Origin of the sequence: Streptomyces sp. IMTB 2501 (assembly GCF_001953885.1) — a bacterium.
GTDB lineage: Bacteria > Actinomycetota > Actinomycetes > Streptomycetales > Streptomycetaceae > Streptomyces.
On record NZ_MQUS01000025.1, the window covers coordinates 97,889 to 113,712 of the forward strand.

General features: G+C 70.7%; 16 protein-coding genes. 13 read left to right on the forward strand and 3 right to left on the reverse strand.

Going from position 1 to position 15,824, the window contains the following annotated elements:
* Window positions 1-25: 25 nt before the first annotated feature.
* A complete protein-coding gene (pruA, locus tag AV521_RS33875; protein ID WP_076093960.1) occupies window positions 26-1,657 on the forward strand; it encodes an L-glutamate gamma-semialdehyde dehydrogenase in 1,632 nt (543 codons plus the stop codon).
* Between the two features lie 99 nt (window positions 1,658-1,756).
* Window positions 1,757-2,296 carry a GNAT family N-acetyltransferase gene (locus tag AV521_RS33880; RefSeq protein WP_076093961.1) on the forward strand — a complete coding sequence of 180 codons (540 nt, stop codon included), beginning with the start codon at window positions 1,757-1,759 and terminating at the stop codon, window positions 2,294-2,296.
* A gap of 7 nt (window positions 2,297-2,303) precedes the next feature.
* Here AV521_RS33880 and AV521_RS33885 read toward each other — a convergent pair whose 3' ends face one another.
* Window positions 2,304-2,513, reverse strand: coding sequence for a hypothetical protein (locus AV521_RS33885; RefSeq protein WP_371917090.1), 210 nt, complete (start codon window positions 2,511-2,513; stop codon window positions 2,304-2,306).
* Between AV521_RS33885 and AV521_RS33890 the strand changes: the two genes are divergently transcribed.
* From AV521_RS33890 to AV521_RS33900, 4 genes are all read left to right on the forward strand, one after another.
* A complete protein-coding gene (locus tag AV521_RS33890; protein WP_371917088.1) occupies window positions 2,427-2,795 on the forward strand; it encodes a LysR substrate-binding domain-containing protein in 369 nt (122 codons plus the stop codon). The two genes, AV521_RS33885 and AV521_RS33890, sit on opposite strands and share 87 nt — an antisense overlap.
* A gap of 222 nt (window positions 2,796-3,017) precedes the next feature.
* Complete coding sequence (locus tag AV521_RS51385) at window positions 3,018-3,149, forward strand: hypothetical protein (protein ID WP_107481103.1); 132 nt, start codon at window positions 3,018-3,020, stop codon at window positions 3,147-3,149.
* Between the two features lie 80 nt (window positions 3,150-3,229).
* A complete protein-coding gene (locus AV521_RS33895) occupies window positions 3,230-4,273 on the forward strand; it encodes a 3-isopropylmalate dehydrogenase (RefSeq protein WP_076093963.1) in 1,044 nt (347 codons plus the stop codon).
* Window positions 4,274-4,519: 246 nt separating this feature from the next.
* The gene (locus AV521_RS33900; protein ID WP_076093965.1) at window positions 4,520-5,608 is read left to right on the forward strand and encodes a branched-chain amino acid aminotransferase; all 1,089 of its coding nucleotides are present in this window, start codon (window positions 4,520-4,522) and stop codon (window positions 5,606-5,608) included.
* Between the two features lie 111 nt (window positions 5,609-5,719).
* Here the strand turns inward: AV521_RS33900 and AV521_RS33905 are convergent, their stop codons facing one another.
* Entirely contained in the window at window positions 5,720-7,156 is a 1,437-nt protein-coding gene (locus AV521_RS33905; protein ID WP_076093967.1) for a cytosine permease, read from the reverse strand.
* Between the two features lie 144 nt (window positions 7,157-7,300).
* On the opposite strand from AV521_RS33905, the gene ureA reads away from it, so the two are divergent.
* The 7 genes from ureA (at window position 7,301) to AV521_RS33945 (ending at window position 15,097) form a co-directional block, all read left to right on the forward strand.
* A complete protein-coding gene (gene ureA, locus AV521_RS33910) occupies window positions 7,301-7,999 on the forward strand; it encodes an urease subunit gamma (RefSeq protein WP_076093969.1) in 699 nt (232 codons plus the stop codon).
* The gene (locus AV521_RS33915; protein WP_076093970.1) at window positions 7,996-9,738 is read left to right on the forward strand and encodes an urease subunit alpha; all 1,743 of its coding nucleotides are present in this window, start codon (window positions 7,996-7,998) and stop codon (window positions 9,736-9,738) included. The genes ureA and AV521_RS33915 overlap by 4 nt, the downstream gene beginning before the upstream one ends.
* A 16-nt stretch (window positions 9,739-9,754) precedes the next feature.
* Window positions 9,755-10,795 carry an agmatine/peptidylarginine deiminase gene (locus AV521_RS33920; RefSeq protein WP_076093972.1) on the forward strand — a complete coding sequence of 347 codons (1,041 nt, stop codon included), beginning with the start codon at window positions 9,755-9,757 and terminating at the stop codon, window positions 10,793-10,795.
* A gap of 19 nt (window positions 10,796-10,814) precedes the next feature.
* On the forward strand, window positions 10,815-11,423 hold the full coding sequence (locus AV521_RS33925; RefSeq protein ID WP_076093974.1) for a TetR/AcrR family transcriptional regulator: 609 nt from the start codon (window positions 10,815-10,817) through the stop codon (window positions 11,421-11,423).
* A 54-nt stretch (window positions 11,424-11,477) separates the two neighbouring features.
* Window positions 11,478-12,800, forward strand: coding sequence for an MFS transporter (locus tag AV521_RS33930; RefSeq protein ID WP_076093976.1), 1,323 nt, complete (start codon window positions 11,478-11,480; stop codon window positions 12,798-12,800).
* Between the two features lie 289 nt (window positions 12,801-13,089).
* Window positions 13,090-14,700 (forward strand): citramalate synthase, encoded by a 1,611-nt coding sequence (gene cimA, locus AV521_RS33940; RefSeq protein WP_076093979.1) that lies wholly within the window; start codon window positions 13,090-13,092, stop codon window positions 14,698-14,700.
* 13 nt (window positions 14,701-14,713) lie between these two features.
* Entirely contained in the window at window positions 14,714-15,097 is a 384-nt protein-coding gene (locus AV521_RS33945; RefSeq protein ID WP_076093980.1) for a VOC family protein, read from the forward strand.
* A 28-nt stretch (window positions 15,098-15,125) separates the two neighbouring features.
* Here AV521_RS33945 and AV521_RS33950 read toward each other — a convergent pair whose 3' ends face one another.
* Window positions 15,126-15,725 (reverse strand): GPP34 family phosphoprotein, encoded by a 600-nt coding sequence (locus AV521_RS33950; protein ID WP_076093982.1) that lies wholly within the window; start codon window positions 15,723-15,725, stop codon window positions 15,126-15,128.
* Between the last annotated feature and the right edge of the window lie 99 nt (window positions 15,726-15,824).

Consider the following 15,824-nt stretch of genomic DNA (forward strand, 5'->3'; position numbering starts at 1 on the left):
TCACGATCAAGGAGTCAAGGATCTCATGGACGCTGTGACCCAGGTCCCCACCCCCGTCAACGAGCCGGTGCACGGCTATGCCCCCGGCTCGCCCGAGCGTGCCCGGCTGGAGGCCAAGCTCAAGGAGCTGGCGGAGAACCCGATCGACCTGCCGATGACCATCGGCGGCGAGAAGCGGATGGGCGGTGGCGAGCCGTTCCAGGTGGTCCAGCCGCACAACCACAAGGCCGTCATCGGCACCCTGCGCAACGCCTCCCAGCAGGACGCGCGGGACGCCATCGACGCGGCCCTGGCCGCCGCGCCGGCCTGGCGTGCGATGTCCTTCGACGACCGCGCCGCGATCATCCTGCGCGCCGCCGAGCTGCTGGCCGGCCCGTGGCGTGAGACGATCGCCGCCTCCACCATGCTCGGCCAGTCGAAGACCGCCCAGCAGGCGGAGATCGACAGCCCCTGTGAGCTGATCGACTTCTGGCGTTTCAACGTCCACTACGCCCGCCAGATCCTGGCCGAGCAGCCCCCGGCCAACTCCCCGGGCGTCTGGAACCGCCTGGACCACCGCCCGCTGGAGGGCTTCGTCTACGCGATCACGCCGTTCAACTTCTCGGCGATCGCGGGCAACCTGCCCACCGCCCCCGCCCTGATGGGCAACGTCGTGGTCTGGAAGCCGTCCCCGACCCAGACCCACGCCGCCGTGCTCCTCATGCAGCTGCTGGAGGAGGCGGGCATGCCCAAGGGCGTCATCAACCTCGTCACCGGTGACGGCATCGAGGTGTCGAAGGTCGCCCTGGAGCACCGTGATCTGGCCGGTATCCACTTCACCGGCTCGACCAAGACCTTCCAGTACCTGTGGAAGACGGTCGGCAACAACATCGACAAGTACCGCTCCTACCCGCGTCTGGTCGGCGAGACCGGCGGCAAGGACTTCCTGGTCGCCCACCCGTCGGCCGACCGCGCGGTGCTGAAGACGGCCCTCACCCGGGGCGCCTTCGAGTACCAGGGCCAGAAGTGCAGCGCGACCTCCCGGGCCTACATCCCGGCGTCGATCTGGAACAGCGGCTTCAAGGAGGAGTTCGCCGCCGAGGTCGACTACCTCACCATGGGTGACGTCACCGACCTGTCGAACTTCATCGGCGCCGTGATCGACGACCGTGCCTTCGCCAAGAACAAGGCCGCGATCGACCGCGCCAAGGAGGACCCGGCCTGCACGATCGTCGCGGGCGGCAGCTACGACGACTCGGTCGGTTACTTCGTCCGCCCGACCGTCGTCGAGTGCACCGACCCGGAGAACGAGGTCTTCCGCACCGAGTACTTCGGCCCGTTCCTCGCCGTCCACGTCTACGAGGACGACAAGTACGACGAGATGCTGACCCAGATGGAGTCGGTGTCGGACTACGCCCTGACCGGCTCGGTCATCTCCAACGACCGTGCGGCGGCCGCCCACACGATGGAGAAGCTCCGCTTCGCGGCGGGCAACTTCTACATCAATGACAAGTCGACCGGCGCCGTCGTCGGCCAGCAGCCCTTCGGCGGCGGCCGCTCCTCCGGCACCAACGACAAGGCCGGCGCCCCGCAGAACCTCCTGCGCTGGACCCTGACCCGCGCCATCAAGGAGACCCTGGTCGCGCCGACCGACTACACGTACCCGCACATGGGCTGACCCTCGCCCCCCCCGAGCAACGGGCCGGGAAGCCTGCCACGAGCGGGCTCCCCGGCCCGTTTCCATTCCCACGGGTTTCCCGTCGGTCACACTGGGTCCATGACCACCGGACTGCGGCTCGCCCACACCGCCGACCTTGACCCCCGCGAACTCCACGCCGCCCGCGCCCTGTTGGACGCGGCGTTCGACGGTGGTTTCTCTTCCGAGGACTGGGATCACGGGCTCGGTGGTCTGCATGTCCTCGTGCAGGACGGCACCGGGCTCGCCGCGCACGGAGCCGTCGTGATGCGGCGCATCCGGCACCGGGGGCGCTGGCTGCGGGCCGGATACGTGGAGGCCGTCGCCGTACGTCCCGACGTGCGGCGGAAGGGGCTCGGCGGGCGGGTGCTGGGGGAGCTGGAGCGGGTGATCGGGCGGGCGTACGACCTCGGCGCGCTCTCGGCGAGCCCGGAGGGGGCCCCGCTGTACACGGCCCGGGGCTGGCAGCGGTGGGGCGGGCAGGTGCACGGACTGTCCCCGGACGGGATCGTACGGCTGCCGGAGGAGGAAGGGGGCATGTATGTCCGGCCCGCGCTCGCCGGGGCGCTCGACCCCGCCGAGGAGTTCGTGCTCGACTGGCGGGACGGGGACGTGGCCTGACGGTCCCTCAGGCCGCGCGGACCAGGATCTTGCCCGTGTTGCCGCCGCGCAGCATCAGCAGGAACGCCTCCACGATCCGCTCGAACCCGTCGACCACCGTCTCGTCCGCCGTCAGCGCCCCGCTGCGCAGATGCGGTACGGCGAAGTCGTACAGCTCGTCCTGCGCGTCCCGGTGGTCCTTCACCGGGACGCCCTCGATGCGCAGGCTCTTCTCCACGACGTCCGCGTGGCGACCGTCAACGCCGAGGACGACGGCGGGGTGCTGTCCATGGTGGGCAGCGGGCTCGGCATGGCCATCATGCCCGCGCTCTCGCTCGCCGGGGCGCCGCCCGCCGTGGAGATCACCGACCTCGGGCCCGAGCGGCCGTACCGCTCCGTCGGCTGTGTGACCACTCCGGAACTGGCCACCACCACCGCCGTACGCGCCCTGATCCGCACCCTGCGCTCCCTCGGACAGCCCTCCCCCGAACGCACGAAGGCCCAGCTCAGAGCAGTGTGACGGGAGCCGCCGTCTCAGATAGTAGGAAGTCCGAGTAGTTGTGCAGACAGATGCGGGCCGCTCCTTTACGTTTGTAGGAGCCGAACGTCTCGCTCGATCAAGCGAATGGCGGTCGTGAGCCGGACCCGTGCAGGCAACCCCTGCGGTCCGCCGCTCCCCGCCCCTTCCGGCGTCTCGCACCCCTCTTGCCGTGCTTCGCGTCTGCCGAAGGAGTCGATTTCCATGGCCGAGACGACCGTCCGCCGCCGAGTCCGCCACGTGTCCCGGACGAGCGAGTCCGACCGCAAGAACGCCGCCGACGCCCTGCAGCGCGCCCTCGACCGCCGTGACAACGGCGGCGAAACCGGCCACTGACCGTCCGGATCCCGCCCCCGTCGGTGTCCGAATGGTGGAAGCATCGTGTCATCACCTGGGACGAGGAGTAGGGTGCCGGCATGTCTCGCAGCCTCAATCTCGCAGTGATCCCCGGTGACGGCATCGGCCAGGAGGTCGTGTCCGAAGGTCTGAAGGTCCTCTCCGCCGTGCTCCCGCAGGACGTGAAGCTGGAGACGAAGGAGTACGACTTCGGCGCCAAGCGCTACCACGCCACCGGTGAGACGCTCACCGACGCCGACCTCGACGCCCTCAAGCAGCACGACGCCATCCTGCTCGGCGCCATCGGCGACCCGTCGGTGCCGTCCGGCGTCCTGGAGCGCGGCTTCCTGCTCAAGCTCCGCTTCGCCTTCGACCACCACGTCAACCTGCGGCCGAGCAAGCTGCTCCCCGGTGTGGCGACCCCGCTCGCCGGCCAGCCGGAGATCGACTTCGTGGTCGTCCGCGAGGGCACCGAGGGCCCGTACACCGGCAACGGCGGCACCATCCGCAAGGGCACCGAGCACGAGGTCGCCACCGAGGTCTCCGTCAACACGGCCTACGGAGTCGAGCGCGTGGTCCGCGACGCCTTCGCCCGCGCCCAGGCCCGCCCGCGCAAGAAGCTCACGCTGGTCCACAAGAACAACGTGCTGACCTTCGCCGGGCATCTGTGGACGAACATCTTCAACAAGGTGGCCAAGGAGTTCCCCGAGGTCACCACCGACTACATCCACGTCGACGCGGCCACCATCTACCTGGTCACCGACCCGGCCCGGTTCGATGTGATCGTCACCGACAACCTCTTCGGCGACATCATCACCGACCTCGCCGCGGCCGTCTCCGGCGGCATCGGCGTGGCCGCCTCCGGCAACATCAACCCCAGCCGTGAGTTCCCGTCCATGTTCGAGCCGGTCCACGGTTCGGCCCCGGACATCGCCGGACAGGGCAAGGCCGACCCCACCGCCACGGTTCTGTCCGTCGGCCTGCTGCTGCGCCACCTCGGCTACGCCGGCGAGGCCGACCGCATCGACGCGGCCGTCGCCGCCGACCTCACCGAGCGCGCCGCGCTGGGGACCCGCAGCACCTCGCAGATCGGCGACGCGCTCGCCGCCCGAGTAGCCGGCTGACCCGGCGCTCCGCACAAGAAGCCGCCGGGTCGGACGATCGCCCGGCGGCTTCCGCATGTCCCCGCCGGGTGCCACCATCGACCCCTGGGCCGCTGTCACCCCCATTCCGTCCGCCGCCACCTCCGCGCGATAATCGAACGCGGAGCCGCGGTATGAGGGAAAGCTCGGACGTCCTAACACTGGCGAGTCGCAGTGAGGGGGCGTGAGCGCGGCCCGTCACAACGACCGGTGAAGGACACATCACTCATGACGACGCCCACGATCGAGCTCAAGCCCTCCGCCAGCCCCCTCGCCGCCGCAGAGCGCGCGGCGATTCTGGCCAACCCCGGGTTCGGCCGCCACTTCACCGACCACATGGTGACGATCAAGTGGACCGAGGGGCGGGGCTGGCACGACGGCCAGCTCGTCCCGTACGGCCCGATCTCCCTCGACCCCTCCACCCACGTCCTGCACTACGGCCAGGAGATCTTCGAGGGGCTGAAGGCCTACCGCCAGCCCGACGGCTCGGTCGCGCTGTTCCGTCCCGAGGCGAACGCCCGCCGCTTCCGGAACTCCGCCCGCCGCATGGCCATGGCCGAGCTGCCCGAGGAGCTGTTCATCGCCGCGCTGGACGCGCTGCTCACCCAGGACGCCGCCTGGGTCCCGCCGCACGGCGGCGAAGAGTCCCTGTATCTGCGCCCGTTCATGTTCGCCACCGAGGCCGCGCTCGGTGTGCACCCGGCGAACGAGTACCTGTTCATGCTCATCGCCTCGCCCTCCGGCGCGTACTTCGCCGGTGGCGTGAAGCCGGTCACCATCTGGGTCTCCGAGGACCACGTCCGCGCCGTCCCCGGCGGCACCGGCGACGCCAAGACCGGCGGCAACTACGCCGCGTCCCTGCTGCCGCAGGCCGAGGCCGCCGCGCACGGCTGCGACCAGGTCGTCTACCTCGACGCGGTCACCCGTACCAAGGTCGAGGAGAGCGGCAGCATGAACGTCGCCTTCGTCTACGGCGACCGGATCGTCACCCCGGAGCTGACCGGCTCGATCCTGGAGGGCATCACCCGTGACTCGCTGCTCCAGGTCGCCCGCGACCTCGGCTACACCGCCGAGGAAGGCGTGGTCACCCTGGAGCAGTGGCGCGCGGACGCGGCCTCCGGTGCCCTCACCGAGGTCTTCGCCTGCGGCACGGCCGCCGTGGTCACCCCGATCGGCCACGTCAGGACCAGGACGGACGAGTGGTCCCACGGCGACGGCGCCCCCGGCGAGGTCACCGTCCGCCTGCGTGAGGCTCTGCTGGGCATCCAGCGCGGGGTGACGCAGGACCAGCACGGCTGGATGCACCGCATCGGCTGACAGCTCAGCGGGGACCGCCACGACAAGCCGGCGTCGTCTGCGGCGTCGTCGTGGCTGGTCGCTCCCCGTCGCGGCGGAGCCGCCTGTCGGTACGGCCCGCGCCTCTTCGCGCTACGCGCTCAGGGCCGCCTCGGACTCCTGGTCGAGTTCCGTGGCGGCCCTGGTCTGTTCCCTGCCGGACGTCAGCAGCAGGTACACCGCGCCGCCGACCGCCCCCGACAGCAGGAAGCTGCAGTCCACCCCGCCGGTCAGACGCAGCAGCGGACCCTGGTACGTCGGCAGGGACACGGCCAGCAGGCCGACGCCGGCGCCCAGGGCCCAGGAGACGGTCGCGCGGATGTTCCAGCCCGCCCGGTACCAGTAGATCCCGCCCCGCGAGCGGCGGTTGAAGACCTGCAGGGCGTCGGCGTCGTACACCCCGCGACAGCGGGCGAAGCCGATGAGGGTGATGACGGCCCACGGGGTGCCGATGGCGGTGAGCAGCAGCACGAAGGACGTCATCGCGGACTGCGCGTTCCAGGCGTAGTGGCCGACGAAGACACAGGCCGTGGCGACGAGGGCAACCGTGTAGGTGGCGCGGGCGCGGGAGGCCCTGGGCAGGATCGCGTCCAGGTCCAGGCCCATCGAGTACAGCATCAGACCGGCGTTGCCGACCGAGCCCGCGGACGCGGACAGCAGCAGCGGGATCAGGTACCAGGCGGGGGAGGCCTGCACCAGCGGACCGGCGTAGTCGAGCGCCGCGTGCGCCCCGTACGCCGTGAACGTGCCGAACAGCTGCGGCACCAGCAGGCCCAGGATCAGACCCGCCCAAGTGGCCCGGAGGACGCGGCGGTTGGAGTGCCGGGCGGGGGAGATGTAGCGGGTGTAGTCGCCGAGCAGGGTGATGAAGGCGATCGGACCGGACAGGCCCGCCGCCACGGCCGACAGGAACCAGGTCGGCCAGAACGAGCCGAGCAGGTAGCCACCCGTCTGGGGCATGGCCGCGGTGGTGAAGTGCGGGGCGTACGCGAAGATGCCGAGCACCAGCAGGACGGTCATGCCGATGGACAGGACCTTGGACATGTTCAGCAGCACCCGGTAGCCGTACACCGCGCCCGCGACCGTGGCGCCGGCGAGCACCGCGTAGACGGCGGCGTACGACACCCCGTCCGCGGGCAGCCCGAACATCCGGCCGAGCACGCCGATCATCACGTCCCCTCCGATCCACACGGTCAGCGCCGTGTAGCCGAGGGCGAGGAGCAGGCCGACGACCGAGCCGACCAGCCGGCCCCGGACGCCGAACTGGGCGCCTGAGGAGGTGGAGAGATTGGTCGCGGTGCGCAGCGAGATCAGCGCCAGCGGTGCCGTCACGGCCGTACCGACGATCGTGCCCGCGACGATCGCGCTCACGGACGCCCACCAGCCGAGGCCGAAGGACGGGGGCAGCCAGCCGAAGATGATCACCCCGAGGCAGAGGTTGGAGCCGAGCAGGATCGAGACGAGGTCGCGCGGACCACTGGTCCGTTCCTCGTCCGGGATGGTGTCGACTCCGCGCTGTTCGATCGGCATGGGTGGGTCTCCTTCGACTACCGCCAGAGAGTTAGAGTGACGTTCAATGTCTGTGAAGCTTCGCTTGCAGTCAATGCTTCTGTTTCATGAATTCTGTGTTTAGAGTGATGTTCTAACCTAGGGATGGCAAGGAGGTGCCGCGACGTGAGACTGACCCCCACGGAACGTGACCGGCTGCTGCTCTTCGGAGCCGCCGAGCTGGCCCGGGCCCGCCGGGCGCGCGGCCTCAGGCTGAACGTGCCGGAGGCGACCGCGCTGATCGCGGACACCGTGTGCGAGGCCGCGCGGGACGGCAGGCGGCTCGCCGAGGCCATCGAGGCGGCCCGGTCCGTGCTCGGTCCCGAGGACGTGCTGCCGGGTGTGGCCGACGTCGTCACCGAGGTGATGGTCGAGGCCGTCTTCGACGACGGCTCCCGGCTCGCGGTGGTCTCCGACCCCATCGGCGGCGGCCTCGGCGAGCGGGCGCCGGGCGCGCTGCTGCCCGGACCCGAGCACGCCGACCCCGCGCCGGCCGCCCGGCTCACGGTCACCAACACCGCGACCGTGCCGGTCTCCGTCACCTCCCACTTCCACTTCTTCGAGGCCAACCCGCGCCTCGACTTCGACCGCGCCCGGGCCTACGGCATGCGGCTCGCCGTACCCGCCGGATCCTCGGTCCGCTTCGGGCCGGGCGAGAGCGAGGACGTCGGCCTGGTGCCGATCGGCGGCGAGCGGATCGCGATCGGCTTCGCCGGACTGGTCGACGGGCCGCTGGACGCGCCCGGAGCGAGGGAAGAGGCCCTGCGCAGGGCCGCCGCATGCGGATACCTGGGAACGACACCGGAAGGAGGCGAGGAACGATGAGCCGCTCGAAGGGACGCGAGGTGAGCCGGGCGGTCCATGTCGACCCGTACGCCTACGCCGCCACCCACGGCCCCCGCGCCGGCGACCGCATCCGCCTCGGCGACTCCGGGCTCACCGTCCGCGTGGAGTCCGACTCCCAGCGCTACGGCGACGAGTTCCTGGCCGGCTTCGGCAAGACCGCCCGGGACGGACTGCACCTGAAGGCCGCCGCCGTCCGCGAGACCTGTGACGTGGTCATCAGCAACGTGGTCGTGATCGACGCCGTGCAGGGCGTCCGCAAGGTCTCCATCGGCATCCGGGAAGGGCGGATCTGCTCGATCGGGCGCGCCGGCAACCCGGACACCCTCGACGGCGTCGAGGTCGTCGTCGGCACGGGCACCTCGATCGTCTCCGGCGAGGGCTTGATCGCCACCGCCGGGGCCGTCGACACCCATGTCCATCTGCTGTCGCCGCGCATCATGGAGGCCTCCCTCGCCTCCGGCGTCACCACGATCATCGGGCAGGAGTTCGGCCCGGTGTGGGGCGTCGGCGTGAACTCGCCCTGGGCCCTCAAGCACGCCTTCAACGCCTTCGACGCCTGGCCGGTCAACATCGGCTTCCTGGGCCGGGGTTCGTCCTCGTCCGACGCGCCGCTCATCGAGGCGCTGGCCGAGGGCGGGGCGTCCGGCTTCAAGGTGCACGAGGACATGGGCGCCCATACGCGAGCCCTGGACACGGCGCTGCGCGTCGCCGAGGAACACGATGTCCAGGTCGCCCTGCACAGCGACGGCCTGAACGAGTGCCTGTCGGTCGAGGACACCCTTCGCGTCCTCGAAGGCCGTACGATCCACGCCTTCCACATCGAGGGCTGCGGCGGCGGACACGTGCCCAACGTGCTGAAGATGGCCGGCGTCCCGAACGTCATCGGCTCCTCCACCAACCCCACCCTGCCCTTCGGCCGGGACGCGGTCGCCGAGCACTACGGCATGATCGTCTCCGTCCACGACCTCAAGCCCGACCTGCCCGGCGACGCCGCCATGGCCCGCGACCGCATCCGCGCCGGCACCATGGGCGCCGAGGACGTGCTGCACGACCTGGGCGCGATCGGCATCACCTCCTCCGACGCCCAGGGCATGGGCCGCGCCGGTGAGACCGTCCGCCGTACGTTCGCCATGGCCGGCAAGATGAAGGCCGAGCTGGGTCCCCTGCTGCCCCATAACGGGGAGGGCGGCGACGGCGAGGGCGACGACAACGCCCGCGTCCTGCGCTACCTGGCCAAGCTGACCATCAACCCGGCCATCGCGCACGGCCTCGCCCACGAGGTCGGCTCGATCGAGGCCGGCAAGCTCGCCGACATCGTGCTGTGGCGCCCGGAGTACTTCGGCGCCAAACCGCAGCTCGTCCTCAAGTCCGGCTTCCCGGCGTACGGCGTGGTCGGCGACCCCAACGCGGCCACGGACACCTGCGAACCCCTGGTCCTCGGCCCGCAGTTCGGGTCGTACGGCGCCACGGCCGCCGACCTCTCCGTCGCGTTCGTCGCCCAGGCCGCCGTCGACCAGGGCAGCGACCGGATGCCCACCCGGCGCAGGAGGGTCGCCGTGCGCGGCACCCGGGGCATCGGCCCCGCCGACCTGAGGCTGAACGCCCGGGTCGGAGCGGTCGACGTCGACCAGCGCACCGGTCTGGTCACCCTCGACGGCGACCCGCTGCGCTCCACGCCCGCCGACTCCGTCTCCCTCAACCGTCTCTACTTCCTCTAAGGATCCGGGAACTCACATGACCACCCCCGCCGCCGACGGCTTCCGTATGCCCGCCGAGTGGACCCCGCACGAGCGCACCTGGATGGCGTGGCCGGGCCCCAACCCCACCTTCGACGACCCCGAGGACCTCGCCGCCTCCCGGGGTGCCTGGGCGTCCGTGGCCCGCGCGATCCGCCGCTTCGAGCCGGTGACCGTGGTGTGCGGCCCCGGCCAGTCCGCCGAGGCGCAGGCGCTGCTCGGCCCCGGCATCGACACCGTCGAGCGGGAGCTGGACGACGCCTGGATGCGGGACATCGGCCCCACCTTCCTCACCGACGGCAAGGGCGAACTGGCCGCCGTGGACTGGACGTTCAACGGCTGGGGCGCCCAGGACTGGGCGCGCTGGGAGCACGACTCGAAGATCGCCGCGTATGTCTGCGACCTCGCGGGCGCGAAGACGTACGCCTCGAAGCTGGTCAACGAGGGCGGTGCGATCCACGTCGACGGCGAGGGCACCGTGCTGCTGACGGAGACGGTCCAGCTGGGCCCGGAGCGCAACCCGCACTGGTCGCGCGCGGAGGTGGAGGCCGAGATCCACGCCCACCTCGGCACGGGGAAGGCGATCTGGCTGCCGCGCGGCCTCACCGGCGACTATCCGCCCTTCGGCTTCGGCACCCTGGGCCACGTCGACATCGTCGCCGCTTTCGCCCGCCCCGGCGTGGTCGTCGCCCATCACCAGCCCGACCCCGCCCACCCCGACTTCGAGGTCACCAAGGAGGTCATCGGCCTGCTGAGGTCGGCGACCGACGCGCGCGGCCGCAAGCTGGAGGTCGTCGAGGTCCCCGCCCCGACCGTCCTGGAGGCCGACGGCCACTGGGCCGACTACTCCTACATCAACCACTACATCTGCAACGGCGGCCTGGTGCTGTGCGGCTTCGACGACCCGCGCGACGAGATCGCGGCCGGGATCTTCCGCCGGCTGTTCCCCGAGCGGACGGTGACCCTGGTGGACGCGCGTACGATCTTTGCGGGTGGGGGCGGCATCCACTGCATCACCCAGCAGCAGCCGAAGGCATGAACATGTAGGAGAGTCACAGATGGCCGGTGCGGCACGGGCGCGGAAGAACGCGCCGCCGCGCGAGGAGGTACTCGCCGCCGCCATGGACATGATCGCCGAGCGCGGTCTGGAGAAGCTCACCATGGCGGCGCTCGGCCGCGAGGTGGGCATGAGCAGCGGCCATCTCCTTTACTACTTCCACTCCAAGGACGAACTGCTGCTGCAGACTCTGGAGTGGAGCGAGGGCCGGCTGGGCGCGGAGCGCGTCCGCCTGCTCGACCGGGGCGGACCGGCCCGCGAACGCCTGGACGCCTACGTGGACCTGTACGTCCCGGACGGCCACCGTGATCCGCACTGGACGCTGTGGCTGGAGGTGTGGAACCGCTCGCAGAACGCGGACGACGAGGCGCGAGCCCGCCAGGCCGCGATCGAGGGTGCGTGGCATCGCGATCTGGTCGCGCTGATCGCCGAGGGGATTTCACGGGGGGAGTTCCGGAGGGTGGACGCCGATCGCTTCGCGGCGCGGTTGCGTGCGCTGCTCGACGGCTTCTCGATTCACGTCGCCATCGGCCTGCGCGGTACCGGCCGTGGGCAAGTACTCGCGCATGTACGGGAGTTCATCGCGGACGCACTCCTCGCCGGCACCTGAGACCCCGACCGGGTAAAGGAATCCTTTCCTCCAGCGCCGGGCAGGTAACCGCGCATGGGACGACAACACTGGAAGAAGATCTGGGTCGGGTCGGCCGGGAACATGGTCGAGTGGTTCGACTGGTTCGTGTACGCGAGCTTCGCCACGTATTTCGCCGGCGCGTTCTTCCCGAGCGGCAATCCCACCGCCCAGCTGATGAACACCGCCGGCATCTTCGCCGTCGGCTTCTTCATGCGCCCGGTGGGCGGCTGGCTGCTGGGCCGGGTCGGCGACCGCAAGGGCCGCAAGGCGGCGCTGACGCTGACCGTCACGCTGATGTCGGCCTCGGCGATCCTCATCGCCGCCGCCCCGACCTATGCCGTCGCCGGCTACGGCGGCGTGCTCGTGCTGCTCGTCGCCCGCCTGCTGCAGGGCCTGTCGGTGGGAGGCGAGTACGCGGCCAGCGCCACGTACCTCACGGAGGCCTCGGACCCGAAGCGGCGCGGATTCGCTTCCAGCTTCCAGTACGTCTCGATGACCGCCGGCCAGATCGCCGGCCTCGGACTGCAGATCATCCTGCAGCGGACCATGTCCGACAGCGCGCTGCACAGCTACGGCTGGCGCATCCCGTTCATCGTGGGCGCGCTCGGCGCGGCGATCATCTTCTATCTGCGCCGCACCATGCTGGAGACCGAGGTGTACGAGGAGGACGCCTCCCGCGCCGAGGAGCGCGGCACCCTGCGCGCGCTGTGGCGGCACAAGCGGGAGGCGTTCCTGGTCATCGCCCTCACCATGGGCGGCACGGTCGCGTACTACACGTACACCACCTATCTGACGAAGTACCTGTCCAACTCGGCCGGTCTGTCCAAACAGACGGCGACGCTCGTCTCCTTCAGCGCACTGATCGTCTTCGCCTGCCTCCAGCCGCTCGCCGGCGCCCTGTCCGACCGGATCGGCCGCCGTCCGCTGCTGATCACCTTCGCGGTCGGCTCCACCTTCCTGACCGTGCCGATCATGACCCTGCTGGGGCACGCGGGCAGCTTCTGGCCGGCGTTCGGCCTCGCCCTGCTCGCGCTGGTCGTCGTCACCGGCTACACCTCGATCAACGCCTGTGTGAAGGCCGAGCTGTTCCCGACCGGCGTCCGCGCGCTCGGCGTGGCCCTGCCGTACGCCATCGGCAACGCCCTCTTCGGTGGCACCGCGGAGTACGTCGCCCTGTGGTTCAAGAAGGCCGGGATCGAGTCGGGCTTCTTCTGGTACGTGGCGGGCGGTGCCGCCGTATCCCTTGTGGTGTACGTCACCATGCGCGAGACGAAGGATCTGGATCTGGCCCGGGTGAGGGCCGGTCAGGAAGCCGGAGCGGGATCCGGGGAGTCCAGCCTGACGACCGCATCCTGAGACGGCCGGTGAGCCGGGGGCGGGGCTGTGCCAGACTGCCCCCGTGCTCTCGTTCGCCATGATTATTGGCAGCAGGCGCGCCGGTCCGCAGTGACCACCTCGTACGACCAGGTGCGGGTGGCCACCGTCGTCCTCGACCCGCGCGCAGACCTCTCGCACCCGCGAGGGGTTTTTTCGTTTTCCGGCCCACCTTCAGCCGGGTGAAACGGAGCGCGAGGGATCATTGGGGGGATGGTGGAGCCGGTCATTCCGGTAAGACCGAAGATCCACATTCAGGAGCCTTGAGACCATGACCGAGACGGCAACCAGCGAGCTCGACGACTCGTTCCACGTCTTCGACACCACGCTGCGCGACGGCGCGCAGCGTGAGGGCATCAACCTCACCGTCGCGGACAAGCTCGCCATCGCCCGGCACCTGGACGACTTCGGCGTCGGCTTCATCGAGGGCGGCTGGCCCGGCGCGAACCCCAGGGACACCGAGTTCTTCGCCCGCGCCCAGGCCGAGATCGACTTCCGCCGCGCCCAGCTGGTCGCCTTCGGCGCCACCCGCCGGGCCGGCGCCAAGGCCGCCGAGGACCCCCAGGTCAACGCACTGCTGGAGTCCGGCGCCCCGGTGATCACGCTGGTCGCCAAGTCGCACGACCGGCATGTGGAGCTGGCGCTGCGCACCACGCTGGACGAGAACCTGGAGATGGTCCGCGACACGGTGTCGTACCTGAAGGACCAGGGCCGCCGGGTCTTCGTGGACTGCGAGCACTTCTTCGACGGCTACCGCGCCAACCCCGAGTACGCGAAGGCGGTCGTACGGGCCGCTTCGGAGGCCGGCGCGGACGTGGTCGTCCTGTGCGACACCAACGGCGGCATGCTCCCCGCGCAGATCCACGCGGTCGTCGCCACCGTCCTCGCCGACACGGGCGCCCGGCTCGGCATCCACGCCCAGGACGACACCGGCTGCGCGGTGGCGAACACGCTGGCGGCCGTGGACGCCGGCGCGACCCATGTACAGTGCACGGCCAACGGCTACGGCGAGCGCGTCGGCAACGCCAACCTCTTCCCGGTCGTCGCGGCCCTGGAGCTGAAGTACGGCAAGAAGGTGCTGCCCGACGGCAAGCTCCGCGAGACGACCCGTATCTCCCACGCCATCGCCGAGGTCGTCAACCTCACGCCGTCGACGCACCAGCCGTATGTGGGAGTGTCCGCCTTCGCGCACAAGGCCGGGCTGCACGCCTCCGCGATCAAGGTCGATCCGGACCTCTACCAGCACATCGACCCCGAGCTGGTCGGCAACACCATGCGCATGCTGGTCTCCGACATGGCGGGCCGTGCGTCGGTGGAGCTGAAGGGCAAGGAGCTGGGCGTCGACCTGGGCGGCGACCGCGAGCTGGTCGGCCGGGTGGTGGAACGCGTCAAGGAACGCGAGCTCAAGGGCTACACGTACGAGGCGGCGGACGCGAGCTTCGAGCTGCTGCTGCGGGCCGAGGTCGAGGGCAGGCCCCTGAAGTACTTCGACGTGGAGTCCTGGCGGGCCATCGTCGAGGACCGCCCCGACGGCACCCACGCCAACGAGGCCACGGTCAAGCTGTGGGCCAAGAGCGAGCGGATCGTCGCCACGGCGGAGGGCAACGGCCCGGTGAACGCCCTCGACCGCGCCCTGCGCGTGGCGCTCGAAACGATCTACCCCCAGCTCGCCAAGCTGGACCTGGTCGACTACAAGGTCCGCATCCTGGAGGGCAAGCACGGCACCCAGTCCACGACCCGGGTGCTGATCTCCACCTCGGACGGCTCCGGCGAGTGGTCCACGGTGGGCGTCGCCGAGAACGTCATCGCCGCCTCCTGGCAGGCGCTGGAGGACGCGTACACGTACGGACTGCTGCGGGCGGGCGTGGAACCGGCCGAGTAGCCACAGTGGAGGTATGACCACAGAGCACACCGATCCGCTGGCCCGGGCCCGGAGCTTCTATGCCGAGAAGCTCGGCCTGGAGCCGGTGGACGAACGCCCCGGCGGGCTGCTGTACCGCTGCGGCGGCGTCGACTTCGCCGTCTTCCGCTCCACCGGCGTCTCGCCCGGCACCTTCACCCAGATGGCGTTCGAGGTCGACGACCTGGATTCGGTGGTGACGGAGCTACGGCGCCGGGGCGTGGTCTTCGAGGACGTGAACGCCCCCGGCTTCCACACCCGGGACGGCATCGCCGAGATCGAGGGCAACTACCCGAGCAAGGGCGCCCGCGGCGAGCGCGCGGCCTGGTTCCGCGACAGCGAGGGCAACCTGATGGGGATCGGCGAGCCGACACGGTAGTCGGGGCGGAGGGGAGAGGACGGGGGAGTCAGGGCGCCCGCCAGATGTTGTCGAAGGCGGCGTTCTCGATACGGCGCCGCTCGCGTACGGCCTCCAGCTCGGTCACCGCGTCACCGACGGCGACCAGCACGGTGACGACCGCCTCGTCGCCGGGCTCCTCCTCGGGCGGCCGCTCGCCCTGGACGCCCAGGGTGGCGGCGAGCCCGGCGAGGACCGGCTCATGGGACCACCAGCGGTCGGCGGCGTGTTGCCGGGCCGGGCTTTCGGCCGCCGTGGCCTTGTCCGCCCGGCGTGGCCAGCGACGGGGCTTCCCGGAGAGCTGCCCGTCAGCGTCCAGGTCATCGCGATAGGCCACGGCCAGCCCCTCGCCCCGGCGCCACAGCCAGTCCTCCACCGTCTCGTACGGCTCCCACCGCACGAGCGCAGCCTCGGCCGCGTCCAGCATTCGGTCACCCGTGGTCAGCACCGGCCCGGGCACGATGCGCTCACCGTCCAGCCGGAGCGCCCGGGCCCCGAGAAGATCGATCAACTCGGCCCCCGCGAGCGCCAGCGAAAGATCCCCCTGCTCGACAGGGCGCTCACCGGGCACGTCCAGGCTGACAAGGAACAGATCCTGCGGTGTGGTCATACCCCTACCATGTGCCGCCCACGACCGAACCGCAGCACAGCGACACCCATGGACGACCCGCTTTCCCGGCCGAGCGGGCCTTCGCGGGCCCCTGACGGC